The organism is Modicisalibacter sp. 'Wilcox', assembly GCF_010993675.1.
In the GTDB taxonomy this organism is placed as follows: Bacteria; Pseudomonadota; Gammaproteobacteria; order Pseudomonadales; family Halomonadaceae; genus Modicisalibacter; species Modicisalibacter tunisiensis.
Window position 1 is genome coordinate 407303 of the sequence record NZ_WNXF01000001.1, and the last position, 12121, is coordinate 419423.

The following is a 12121-nucleotide window of genomic DNA, read 5'->3' on the forward strand; positions in this document are numbered from 1 at the left end:
CGCGAGCCGGGCCCGCCACTGTCGAGAGGAGTGCATGATTCGTCGCCAACACTCGTCCTTCGCCCCCCTGCTGGGTGCCGCGCTGTGCGGCATGCTCTGGCTGTCCGGCTGCGCCACGTCCGCGCCGGCCGGCCTGGAGGGCGGGGCCGATCCGAGCCAGGCGGCCGAGCTCAACGTGACGATGGGGCTCGAGTACATGCAGAAGGGCAACCTGCCCCGGGCCCGTCGCAAGCTCGACAAGGCACTGTCGATCGCCCCCGACGACCCCGACGCCCTGCAGGCCAGCGCCCTGCTCTACCAGCGCCAGGGCGAGCCCGAGCTGGCCCGCCGATTCTTCAAGCGCGCCCTGCAGGCGGCGCCCGATTTCACCCGGGCGCGCAACAACTATGCGGCCTTTCTCTACGCCCGGGGCGACACCGCCGAAGCCTGCACCCAGCTCGAGCATGCCACGCAGGATATCCACTACGACAACCGGGCCCAGCTGTTCACCAATCTGGGGCGCTGCCAGCGCCGGCTCGGCCGGAACGAGGCGGCCCTGCAGAGCCTGAACAAGGCCCAGACGATCGATCCCCGTTACGCACCCAGTTATCTGGCACTCGCCGGCGCCCTGCACGACCAGGGCGAGGAAACGCGCGCCTGGGAGGCGCTGCAACGCTTCATCCGGCTGGCCGGCACCACCCCGGAGAGCCTGCGACTGGCCAAGCAGATCGCCAGCGCTCGCGGGGACGCCGCCACCGCCGCTTTCTATTCACGCCAGCTCAACGCCTCCCGGCGCGATCCCTGACCCCAATCGAGAGGACGGCTCAGTCATGAGCGACACACAACAGCGACAGGAAGGCAGTCTTGATCCCGCCGTCGGCACGGCCCCCGAATCGCCGGGCGAGGTGCTGCGCCGCGAACGCGAGAACCAGGGCCTCTCCATCGACGAGGTGGCCACCCAGCTCAACCTGCGCCCCGCCGTGGTCAGCGGCCTGGAGGCCGACCGCTACGACGAGATTCCCGTCGCCGCCTATCGGCGCGGCTACCTGCGCGCCTATGCGCGCCTGATGGGCATCGACGAGGCCAGCGTGGTGGGCGCCTACAACCGCCAGCACGGCGATACCCGCAGCGACATCGAGCGCAAGATCACGCCGGTCAATACCACGCGCCCGCCGTCGCGCCTAGGGGCCTGGGTCTTCAAGCTGTTCACCCTGCTGGTGATCGTCGGCCTGATCGGCCTGTCGCTGCTGTGGTGGCAGAGCCGCAACGGCAACGACCTGCTGGGCCTGGGCGGCGGCGACGAGGCCGCCGCGACCGCCCTGAGCGGCGAACCGGCTGCCGAAACCGGCGCCGAAACCGATACCCCGGACGCCACCACCGACCTGCCGCCGCTGCCCGACGACGCGAAGGCACAGGCCGCGGACGCCGAACCCGCCGCGAGCGCGTCCGCCCCGACCGGCGACACCGCCGTTGCCGGCGCCACGGCAGACACCGCCGGCACGGCGGAAACGAGCGCCACGCCCTCGGCCCCCGCGGATGGCACGGCCGCTGACACGGCCGATACCGGCAGCAACGACGCGCCGGCCGCGGCAGCCACCGACACCGCAAGCGCCACGACCGACACGGCCGCCGAGGACCAGACGCCGACCGCCGACACGGCCCGGCGCCTGGCCTTCACCTTCAACGAACAGTCATGGACCGAGATCCACGATGCCAACGACAAGCGCATCCTGGTCGGTCTGCAGCCCGCCGGTAGCCAGACCACGGTCGAGGGCCAGCCGCCGTTCCGGCTGACCATCGGCAACGCCAGCGGCGTCGAGCTGACCTGGCACGGCGAGACCGTCGACCTCGGCGCCCATACCGGCGGCAACAATGTCGCCCGCTTCACGCTGGGCGAATAACTGGGAGAGGACTTCGCGATGCACGCGCAATCCCCGATCAAGCGGCGCCAGTCGCGCCAGATTCATGTCGGCTCCGTCCCGGTAGGTGGTGACGCGCCCATCTCCGTGCAGAGCATGACCAACACCGACACCCTCGACGTCGAGGCCACGCTCGCCCAGATCCAGCGCCTCGCCCAGGCCGGCGCCGACATCGTGCGCGTCTCGGTGCCGACCATGGACGCCGCCGAGGCCTTCGGCCGCATCAAGGCCGGCTCGCCGGTACCGCTGGTCGCCGACATCCACTTCGACTACCGGATCGCCCTGCGCGTCGCCGAGCTCGGCGTCGACTGCCTGCGCATCAACCCCGGCAACATCGGCCGCGAGGACCGGGTGCGCGCCGTGGTGGACGCCGCCCGCGACCGCGGCATCCCCATCCGCATCGGCGTCAACGCCGGCTCGCTGGAAAAGGACCTGCAGAAGAAATACGGCGAGCCCACCCCCGCGGCGCTGGTCGAGTCGGCGATGCGCCACATCGACCATCTCGAGCGCCTCGACTTCCCCGACTTCAAGGTCAGCGTCAAGGCCTCCGACGTGTTCATGGCGGTCGCCGCCTACCGCGACCTGGCCACGCGCATCGAGCAGCCGCTGCACCTGGGGATCACCGAGGCCGGCGGCCTGCGCTCGGGCACCGTCAAGTCGTCGATCGGGCTGGGCATGCTCTTGATGGACGGCATCGGCGACACCATCCGCGTGTCGCTGGCCGCCGACCCGGTCGAGGAGGTCAAGGTCGGCTACGACATGCTCAAGAGCCTGCGCCTGCGCGCCAAGGGCATCAACTTCGTCGCCTGCCCCAGCTGCTCGCGCCAGAACTTCGACGTCATCGGCACCATGAACGCCCTCGAGGAGTGTCTCGACGACGTCATGACGCCGCTCGACGTCTCGGTGATCGGCTGCGTGGTCAACGGCCCGGGCGAGGCCAAGGAAAGCGACATCGGCCTGACCGGCGGCAGCCCCGCCAATCTCGTCTACATCGACGGCAAGCCGGCCTCCAAGCTGCGCAACGACCACCTGGTCGACGACCTGGAACGGCTGATCCGCGACAAGGTCCGCGAGAAGGAACAGGCCGAGCAGAACACCATCGCCCGCGAGGGCTGAACCGCTTCAGGAGATTCGTTTCGTTGAGCAAGAAGATCCAGGCCATCCGTGGCATGAATGACCTGCTGCCGGACCAGTCGCCGCTGTGGCAGTACTTCGAGGAGCAGGTCCGCACGCTGATGCGACGCTACGGCTATCGCGAGATCCGCACGCCCATCGTCGAGCAGACCGCGCTGTTCAAGCGCTCCATCGGCGAGGTCACCGACATCGTCGAGAAGGAGATGTACACCTTCGACGACCGCAACGGCGACAGCCTCACCCTGCGCCCCGAGGGCACCGCCGCCTGCGTGCGCGCGGCGATGGAACACGGGCTGCTGCACAACCAGACCCAGCGGCTGTGGTACCAAGGGCCGATGTTCCGCCACGAGCGTCCGCAGAAGGGCCGCTACCGGCAGTTCCATCAGGTGGGCATCGAGGCCTACGGCCTCGACGGACCGGACATCGACGCCGAGGTCATCCTGCTCTCGGCGCGGCTGTGGAAGCAGCTCGGGCTCGACGCCCACGTCACCCTCGAGCTCAACTCGCTGGGCTCGCCCGAGGCGCGCGCCGCCTACCGCGACACCCTGGTGGCCTACTTCGAGCGCCATCACGAGCTGCTCGACGAGGACTCGCGGCGCCGGCTGTCCAGCAACCCGCTGCGCATCCTCGACTCCAAGAACCCCGACATGGCCGCGATGCTCGCCGACGCGCCGCAGCTGCTCGACCATCTCGACGACGCCTCCCGCGAGCACTTCGAGGCGCTCAAGGCACGGCTCGACGCGGCCGGCATCGCCTACCGCATCAATCCACGCCTGGTCCGCGGGCTGGACTACTACAGCCGCACCGTGTTCGAGTGGACCACCACGGCGCTGGGCAGCCAGGGCACGGTATGCGCCGGCGGCCGCTACGACGGCCTGGTCGAGCAGCTCGGCGGCAAGCCCACACCCGCGGTGGGCTTCGCCCTGGGCGTGGAGCGGCTGATCCTGCTGCTCGAGACCCTCGAGCTGATCCCCGCCGAGAGCCAGCGAGGCCCCGATGCCTACCTGCTGGCGATGGGCGAAGACGCCGAGCGCGAGGCCCTGCTGCTCGGCGAGCGGCTGCGCGACGCCCTGCCCGGCCTGGCCCTGCAGGTCCACTGCGGCGGCGGCGGCTTCAAGAGCCAGATCAAGAAGGCCGACCGCAGCGGCGCCCGGCTGGCGCTGATCCTCGGCGAGGACGAACTCGCGCAGGGCCAGCTGACCATCAAGTACCTGCGCGAGGAGCGCGAGCAGGAAACCCTGGACCAGGCGGCGGCGATCGCCCGTCTGGGCGAACGACTCGACTGAGACTGAAATAAAGTCCGTGCCCCCGGCACGGGACCTCACGGCATAGGAGGGGCCATCGGTGGCCGAGCTTAGGAGCGAAGAAGAACAGCTGGACGCCATCAAGCGCTGGTGGAAGGACAACGGCAAGTCGCTGATTCTCGGCGTGGCCGTCGCGGTGGCCGCGGTCGTCGGCTGGAAGGCCTGGGAACGCTATCAGCACAACCAGGCCGCTGCCGCCTCGGCAAGCTACCAGGAACTGCTGGGGCTGGCTGGCCAGGACACCCTAGACGACAAGACCATCGCGCGCGCCGACGAACTGATCGGCACGCTGCGCAACGAGCACGGCGGCACGCTCTACGCCGACCTGGCCGCGCTGATCCAGGCCCGCCTGGAGGTCGCCGACGATGACCTCGCCGGCGCCCGGCAGGCGCTGTCGAGCGTGATCGACACCAGTGACGATGCCTACCTGAAGGGGCTGGCCCGCCTGCGCCTGGCCCGCATCCAGGTCGCCGACGGCCACCCGCAGGCGGCGCTCGACACCCTCGACGCCGGGGTTCCCGACAGCCTGGGCGCCTCGCAGGCCATGACCCGCGGCGATGCCCTGGTGGCCCTGGATCGCGACGACGAGGCGCGCAGCGCCTACCGGAAGGCGCTCGACCTGTCCCGCGAGCAGGGCCAGCCGGTGTTCGGCGCCCAGCTCAAGCTCGACAATCTCGGCGCGGAGGATGCCACGCTATGAAACTCGCCCAGCTGCTCGCCCCGACCCTGCTGCTCGCCCTGCTGGCAGGCTGCTCGAGCAACGTCGAGCCCGAGTATCCGCCCAAGCCGCTGACCGACATCGACCGCCAGGCCGACCTGCAGATGCAGTGGGACCAGTCGATCGGTGACGGGCTGGGCATCGCCCGCTATCCGATCACCCCGGCCCTCGATCAGGACCGGCTGTTCGCCGCCGACCAGTCGGGCCTGCTGCGGGCCATCGACACCGCCACCGGCGAGACGCAGTGGCAGGTCACCCTCGACACGCCGGTCTCCAGCGGCCTGACCGCCGTGGCCGACCGCATCTACCTGGGCACCCGCAACGGCGAGGTGCTGGCCCTCGACCAGGCCGACGGCAGCGTCGTCTGGCGCTCGCGGGTGTCCAGCGAGGTGCTCGCCGCGCCGCAGGCCAACCGCGACCTGCTGGTGGTCCAGAGCGTCGACGGCGCGGTCACCGCGCTCGACCGCGCCACCGGCAAGGAACAGTGGGTCTACACCAGCAACCAGCCGGCACTGACCCTGCGCGGCACCGGCACGCCGCGGGTGATCAACCAGGTCAGCTTCGCCGGCTTCGCCAACGGCCGCCTGGTGACGCTCGACAACCGCAGCGGCCAGCCGCTGTGGGACATGCGCGTGGCGGTGCCCAAGGGCCGCACCGAGGTGGACCGGCTGGTGGACCTCGACGGCCAGCCGCTGCTCACGTCCGACGGCCGGCTCTACGTCACCAGCTACAACGGCCGCCTGCTGGCCCTGCAGGCCACCAGCGGCAAGGTCCTCTGGTCACACGACGCCTCCAGCTACCTGAGTCCGCTGCTGGTCGGCGACTTCCTGTTCACGGTCAACGCGGACAGCCACGTGCTGGCCCTCGACGCCCGCTCCGGACGGGTGATGTGGGAAACCGACGCCCTCGAGGGCCGCAGCCTGACCGCGCCGACCTTCATCGACGGTCGCCTGGCCGTGGGCGACTATGCCGGCTACGTGCACCTGCTCGACGCCGAAAGCGGCAAGCTGGTCGGCCGCACCGAGCTCGGCGACGGCATCAGCCTGGCCCCGCTCAGCGACGGCAAGCAGCTCTACGTGATGGACAACGACGGCGATCTTGCCGCCTATCGCCTCCAGGACGGCCAGTAAGATCATGTCCAAGCTCCCGGCGGTGATGGCGCCGGGGGCAAGGCGAAGCGAGGGTCCTTTGCCATGGATGGCAAAGGTAGCGCCCAGGGACGGGTTTACAGCGCCCTCGGGAAGCCTTGCCGCCGGAAAAGCCGCACCGCCTGAGAGAGGGAAAGTGAATGAGGCGCAAAGCCGTGTTCCGACGGGCCGCCCCGGCCCGTCGGCATTCCCTTCTTCACCACGTCCCCATTGAACATTGGGCGCCCCGCCCGGGGGATGCTAGAATCGCCCCCCTGACCGCGCACCCCGCCCGGGGCCGCGCGAAATTCCGTTCCTGAACCTCGACTCGTTGACTCCCATGACTCCCGTGATCGCCCTGGTCGGCCGCCCCAATGTCGGCAAATCGACCCTTTTCAATCGCCTGACCCGCTCGCGCGATGCCCTGGTGGCCGACTTCCCGGGGCTGACCCGCGACCGCAAGTACGGCAACGGCCAGCTCGGCGGCAAGGAATACACCGTCATCGACACCGGCGGCATCAGCGGCGACGAGCAGGGCATCGACGCCGCCATGGCCGAGCAGTCGCTGCTGGCCATCGACGAGGCGGACATCGTGCTGTTCCTGGTCGATGCGCGCAGCGGTCTGATTCCCGCCGACGAGGCGATCGCCAATCACCTGCGGGTCAACCAGAAGAAGACCTGGCTGGTGGTCAACAAGACCGACGGCCTCGAGGAGCACTCGGCGATGGCCGAGTTCTGGGGGCTGGGCCTGGGCGACCCGCGCCCCATCGCCGCCAGCCACGGGCGCAACGTCACCGCATTGATCGACGAGGTGCTCGCGCCCTTTCCCGAGCGCGACACCGACCCTGACGCGGACGCCCTCCCCCCCGCCGACCAGGGCATCCGCATCGGCGTGATCGGCCGCCCCAACGTCGGCAAGTCGACCCTGGTCAACCGCCTGCTCGGCGAGGACCGTGTGGTGGTCTTCGACGAGGCCGGCACCACCCGCGACGCCATCGAGATCCCCTACGAGCGCCGCGGCCGCCCCTACGTGCTGGTCGACACCGCCGGCGTGCGCCGGCGCAAGAACGTCAGCCTGGTGGCCGAGAAGTTCTCGATCATCAAGACGCTCGAGGCGATCAAGGAGTGCCATGTGGCGATCATGGTGCTCGACGCCCGCTCCGGGCTGGTGGAACAGGACATGCACCTGCTCGACTACGTGCTCTCCTCCGGGCGGGCGCTGGTGCTGGCGGTCAACAAGTGGGACGGCCTGGAAAGCGAGCAGCGCGACAAGATGCGCAGCGAGATCAAGCGTCGTCTGGGCTTCGCCGACTACGCCGACCTGCACTTCATCTCGGCGCTGCACGGCACCGCGGTGGGCGACCTCTACCCGTCGATCGAGCGTGCCTACAAGGCCGCCACCGCCCACTGGTCGACCAACCGCCTGACCACCATCCTCCAGGACGCGGTCAGCGAGCACCAGCCGCCGCTGATCAACGGTCGGCGCATCAAGCTGCGCATGGCCCACCAGGGCGGCAGCAACCCGCCGATCATCGTCGTCCACGGCAACCAGACCGCCTCGCTGCCCGAGGCCTACAAGCGTTACCTGACCAACACCTTCCGCAAGGTGCTCAAGGTGCGTGGCACGCCGATCCGCTTCGAGTTCCGCTCCGGCGCCAACCCCTACGACCCCAACGCCGGGGCCAACGACCGCGAGAAGGCCCGCGCCCGCCAGCTGGCACGGACCCGCGAGGCCCGCCGCAGCCGGCGCTGACCCCGCCCGGGGCGCGGGTCAGCCGACGCCGCTGCCCACCCACTGGCAGGCGAACTGCCAGGCGGCCCGCCCGCTGCGCGTCCCGCGCAGGGTGGCGTGTCGCAATGCCGCCTCCCGGGCCGCCTCGCTCCAGCACTCCGCCCCGCCCAGGTGCGCCACCCAGTGACGGCAGGCCTCGAGATAGGAGTCCTGGTTGAAGGGATGGAAGGCCAGCCACAGGCCGAAGCGGTCCGACAGCGAGATCTTCTCCTCGACGGCATCGCCGTGATGCAGCTCGTCGCCGACCAGCCGGGTGTCGGCGTTGTCGGCCAGCGACTCGGGCAGCAGATGGCGACGGTTGGAGGTGGCGTAGAGCAGCACGTTCTCCGGCGGGCCGGTCAGGGTACCGTCGAGCACGCTCTTGAGCGCCTTGTAGGCGTCGTCGTGGCCCTCGAACGACAGGTCGTCGCAATAGACGATGAAGCGGTGCTCGGTATCGCGCAGCTGCGCCACCAGCGCCGGCAGGCCGGCCAGGTCGTGGCGGTCGACCTGGATCAACCGCAGCCCTTCCGGCGCCAGGGTGTTGAGCAGCGCCCGCACCATCGACGACTTGCCGCTGCCCCGTGCGCCCCACAGCAGGGCGTGGTTGGCCGGGCGGCCGGCCAGGAAGGCCCGCGTGTTGGCGAGCAGCGCCTCGCGCTGCCGATCGACGCCCACCAGGTCGTCGAGGCGCACCGCATCGCGGGCCGCCACCGGGACCAGCTGGCCGCCGAGCGGATGGCGCTGCCAGATCGCGGCCACGTCCCGCGACCAGTCGGCGGCCTCGGGCGCGGGCGGCAGCCACGCCTCGAGGCGATCGAGCAGCCCGTGCAGGCGCCGGTTCAGACTCTCGTCCATGGATTCCCCCTCTTTCCAATCCGGTTGACCCCATGTGGCAACGGGGTATCTTGAAGGCGATCACTGCCACGGAACGCGACCGCCGCTGTCCAGCGCGGTTCCCCCAGCCCATTCTCAGGGAGAGACCCATGACACTTCGCACCCTCGGCGCGCTCAGCCTGACGCTCGTGCTGGCCGCCTGCAGCCAGACCCCCACCGGGCGATCGCAGCTGACCCTGTTCTCCGACCAGGAGATCAATCAGATGGGCGACCAGAGCTTCCAGCAGTACCAGCAGAAACTGCCCACCGTGGGCGGCGCGACCGCCGACTACGTGCAGTGCGTGGCCCATGCCGTCACCGCCCAGACCAACAGCGGCGAAAACTGGGAGGTCAAGGTCTTCAAGGATGACTCCGCCAACGCCTTCGCGCTCCCTGGAGGACATATCGGCGTCAACACGGGACTTCTTGAGGTCGCCAAAAATCAGAACCAGCTGGCCACCGTGCTCGGTCACGAGGTCGCCCACGTGCTGGCGCATCACGCCAACGAGCGGGTCTCGACCCAGGCGGCCACCCAGACCGGCCTCTCGGTACTGCAGTCCGCCGCCGGGCTCGAGGGTCAGGGGGGGCAGCAGCTGATGGGCCTGCTGGGCATGGGCGCGAAGTACGGCATCCTGATGCCCTTCTCGCGCAAGCAGGAAAGCGAGGCCGATACCCTGGGGCTCAACCTGATGGCCCGCGCCGGGTTCGACCCGCGCGAGAGCATCGACCTGTGGCAGAACATGGAGGCCAACAGCCAGGGCCAGCCGCCGGTGTGGATGTCCACCCACCCCAGCCACGGCCAGCGCATCGACGGTCTGCAGGCACAGATGGATCAGGCGCTCACGCTTTACCGTCAGGCCCGCGACGCCGGTCGCACGCCCGATTGTCACCAGCCGGGCTGAACCCGGCTAGAGGCGCTAGAGTGAGCGGCGCAGCATCTCGCGCACCGGCCCCGTGTCCGGGCGCGTGTTGCGCCAGATGAAGAACGACTCCGCCGCCTGCTCGACCAGCATGCCCAAGCCGTCGACGGTCCGCGCACCGCGCTGCGCCGCCCACTGCAGGAACACCGTGGGCTCGGCCCCGTACATCATGTCGTAGGCCAGCGCGCCGTCGGCGAACAGCGCGTCGGGCAGCGGCGGAAGCTCCCCCGCCAGGCTGGCGCTGGTGCCGTTGATCACCAGATCGAAGGGGCCGGCCACGTCGGCGAAGCCGCCGCCCCGCACGTCGCCCAGGTCGGCGAAGTCCGCCGCCAGCGCCTCGGCCCTGGCGGCGGTGCGATTGGCGATCGTCAGGCTCGCCGGCTGCGCGGCCAGCAGCGGCTCGAGCACACCGCGCACCGCCCCGCCGGCACCCAGCACCAGGATGCGTGCGCCGGCCAGCGGCGCGGCATGCGCCTCGAGATCCCGCACCAGCCCCACGCCGTCGGTGGTGTCGCCGTGCAGGCGGCCGTCGTCGTCGAGCCACAGGGTGTTGACCGCCCCGGCCCGCCGCGCGCGGGGGCTCAGCGCCTCGGCCAGCCGGAAGGCGTCTTCCTTGAAGGGCACGGTGACATTGGCGCCGCGACCGCCGGCCGCGGCAAACGCCCGCCATGCCCCGGCGAAGTCGTCCCGCGGCGCCTCGATCGCCTCGTAGGTCATCGCCTCGCCGGTCTGCTCGGCGAAGGCGGCATGGATCCGCGGCGACTTCGAATGGCCGATCGGATGGCCGAACACGCAGTAGCGATCACTCATGGGCGTCTCCTTGTGCCTCGCCCAGCCAGTCGCGCGGGCGCAGATAGTCCCGGTAGAGCGTCTCCTCGGCACTGCCCGGCTCGGGCGTCCAGCCGTAGTGCCACTCCGCCACCGGCGGCATCGACATCAGGATCGACTCGGTCCGCCCGCCGCTCTGCAGGCCGAACAGGGTGCCGCGGTCCCAGACCAGGTTGAACTCCACGTAGCGCCCGCGCCGATAGCGCTGGAAGGCCTGCTCGCGCTCGCTCCAGGGGGTGTCGCGTCGCCGCTCGACGATCGGCAGGTAGGCGTCGAGGAAGCTGTCGCCCACCGCCTGCTGGAAGGCGAAGCAGCGCTCGAAGCCGCCCTCGTTGAGGTCGTCGAAGAACAGCCCGCCGACACCGCGGGTCTCGTCGCGATGCTTGAGGTAGAAGTAGTCGTCGCACCAGCGCTTGTAGCGCGCGTAGACGTCGTCGCCGAAAGGCGCGCAGGCGTCGCGGGCGACCCGGTGCCAGTGCAGCACGTCCGCGTGGACCGGATAGAAGGGCGTCAGGTCATAGCCGCCACCGAACCACCACACCGGCGCCTCGCCGGCCTTCTCGGCGATGAAGAAGCGCACGTTGCCATGGCTGGTGGGAATGTGCGGATTGGTCGGGTGCAGCACCCAGGACACGCCCACGGCGTGAAAGCCGCGACCGGCCAGCTCGGGGCGTGCGGCCGTGGCGGAAGGCGGCAGGGTGTCGCCGTGGACGTGGGAGAAGTTCACCCCACCCTTCTCGAACACGCCGCCGCCCTCGATCACCCGGGAACGGCCGCCGCCCCCCTCGGGCCGCTCCCAGGCATCCTCGCGGAAGGTCGCCCCGCCATCCGCCTCGGCCAGCTGTCGGCACAGGCGGTCCTGCAGGTCGAGCAGGTAATGCTTCACGTCATCGAGATAGGCATGCGCCACGGCAGGCTCCTCGTCACAATGGCTGGATGGAGTGGATTCGCGTGCGCTGCGCCGGGCTCACGCGCGCAGCGTGTCCCCGGTAAGCAGGTCGCGGATGCGGCTGGGGCGGGCCTGACCGCCCAGTGCGCCGTCCACGGCGACCAGCGACGCCCCGAAGTAGCGGCGCACGGTGGCCAGGTCCCGGGCCGGCTCGGCGCCCGCCGGGTTCGCCGAGGTGGAGACGATCGGCCCGCCGTGGGCGGCGCACAGCGCGGCGACCAGCGGATGGTCGCTGACCCGCAGGGCGACGCGGTCATGCTCGCCACGCAGCAGCGGATGGGCCCGGCCGTTGTCGGGCACCAGCCAGGTGTTGGGTCCGGGCCAGGTGGCCAGCAGCGTCTCGCGCTGGGCCTCGCTGATGCCCTCCAGCCACGGCGCCACCTGGGCGATGTCGCCGGCGATCAGGATCAACCCCTTGGCCGGGTCGCGCTGCTTGAGGGTCAGCACGGCCTGCAGCGCCGCGGGGTCGTCCGGGTCGCAACCCAGCCCCCACACCCCTTCGGTGGGATACGCGATCACGCCGCCGTCGCGCAGGGTCGCCACGGCGGCCTCGAAACCAGTCGCGGTGCTCATTTCGCCCGTTATCTCCGCACGTC

12 protein-coding genes are annotated in these 12121 nt (G+C 70.3%); 8 read left to right on the plus strand and 4 right to left on the minus strand.

Annotated features, from left to right (window positions below; genetic code table 11):
• Positions 1-34 precede the first annotated feature (34 nt).
• The 7 genes from pilW (at position 35) to der (ending at position 7934) form a co-directional block, all read left to right on the plus strand.
• A complete protein-coding gene (gene pilW / locus G7A98_RS01790; RefSeq protein ID WP_163647762.1) occupies positions 35-784 on the plus strand; it encodes a type IV pilus biogenesis/stability protein PilW in 750 nt (249 codons plus the stop codon).
• A gap of 25 nt (positions 785-809) precedes the next feature.
• On the plus strand, positions 810-1880 hold the full coding sequence (locus G7A98_RS01795) for a RodZ domain-containing protein (RefSeq protein ID WP_163647763.1): 1071 nt from the start codon (positions 810-812) through the stop codon (positions 1878-1880).
• A gap of 18 nt (positions 1881-1898) precedes the next feature.
• Positions 1899-3014, plus strand: coding sequence for a flavodoxin-dependent (E)-4-hydroxy-3-methylbut-2-enyl-diphosphate synthase (gene ispG / locus G7A98_RS01800; RefSeq protein WP_163647764.1), 1116 nt, complete (start codon positions 1899-1901; stop codon positions 3012-3014).
• A gap of 23 nt (positions 3015-3037) precedes the next feature.
• Positions 3038-4318: a histidine--tRNA ligase gene (gene hisS, locus G7A98_RS01805; protein WP_163647765.1), complete on the plus strand. Its 1281-nt coding sequence runs from the start codon at positions 3038-3040 to the stop codon at positions 4316-4318.
• A gap of 58 nt (positions 4319-4376) precedes the next feature.
• Positions 4377-5036 carry a tetratricopeptide repeat protein gene (locus G7A98_RS01810; RefSeq protein ID WP_163647766.1) on the plus strand — a complete coding sequence of 220 codons (660 nt, stop codon included), beginning with the start codon at positions 4377-4379 and terminating at the stop codon, positions 5034-5036.
• Entirely contained in the window at positions 5033-6184 is a 1152-nt protein-coding gene (gene bamB / locus G7A98_RS01815; protein WP_163647767.1) for an outer membrane protein assembly factor BamB, read from the plus strand. The genes G7A98_RS01810 and bamB overlap by 4 nt, the downstream gene beginning before the upstream one ends.
• 337 nt (positions 6185-6521) lie before the next feature.
• Complete coding sequence (gene der, locus G7A98_RS01820; RefSeq protein ID WP_163647768.1) at positions 6522-7934, plus strand: ribosome biogenesis GTPase Der; 1413 nt, start codon at positions 6522-6524, stop codon at positions 7932-7934.
• 18 nt (positions 7935-7952) lie between these two features.
• Here der and G7A98_RS01825 read toward each other — a convergent pair whose 3' ends face one another.
• Complete coding sequence (locus tag G7A98_RS01825; RefSeq protein WP_163647769.1) at positions 7953-8810, minus strand: ATP-binding protein; 858 nt, start codon at positions 8808-8810, stop codon at positions 7953-7955.
• Between the two features lie 128 nt (positions 8811-8938).
• On the opposite strand from G7A98_RS01825, the gene G7A98_RS01830 reads away from it, so the two are divergent.
• On the plus strand, positions 8939-9730 hold the full coding sequence (locus G7A98_RS01830; RefSeq protein WP_163647770.1) for a M48 family metallopeptidase: 792 nt from the start codon (positions 8939-8941) through the stop codon (positions 9728-9730).
• A 15-nt stretch (positions 9731-9745) separates the two neighbouring features.
• Here G7A98_RS01830 and aroE read toward each other — a convergent pair whose 3' ends face one another.
• From aroE to G7A98_RS01845, 3 genes are read right to left on the minus strand one after another with little or no spacing between them, the layout of a single operon-like run.
• A complete protein-coding gene (gene aroE, locus G7A98_RS01835; protein ID WP_163647771.1) occupies positions 9746-10558 on the minus strand; it encodes a shikimate dehydrogenase in 813 nt (270 codons plus the stop codon).
• Positions 10551-11486: an oxygen-dependent coproporphyrinogen oxidase gene (gene hemF, locus G7A98_RS01840; RefSeq protein ID WP_163647772.1), complete on the minus strand. Its 936-nt coding sequence runs from the start codon at positions 11484-11486 to the stop codon at positions 10551-10553. Before hemF ends, aroE begins: the two co-directional genes overlap by 8 nt.
• A 57-nt stretch (positions 11487-11543) precedes the next feature.
• Entirely contained in the window at positions 11544-12098 is a 555-nt protein-coding gene (locus G7A98_RS01845) for a Sua5/YciO/YrdC/YwlC family protein (protein WP_163647773.1), read from the minus strand.
• Positions 12099-12121 lie beyond the last annotated feature (23 nt).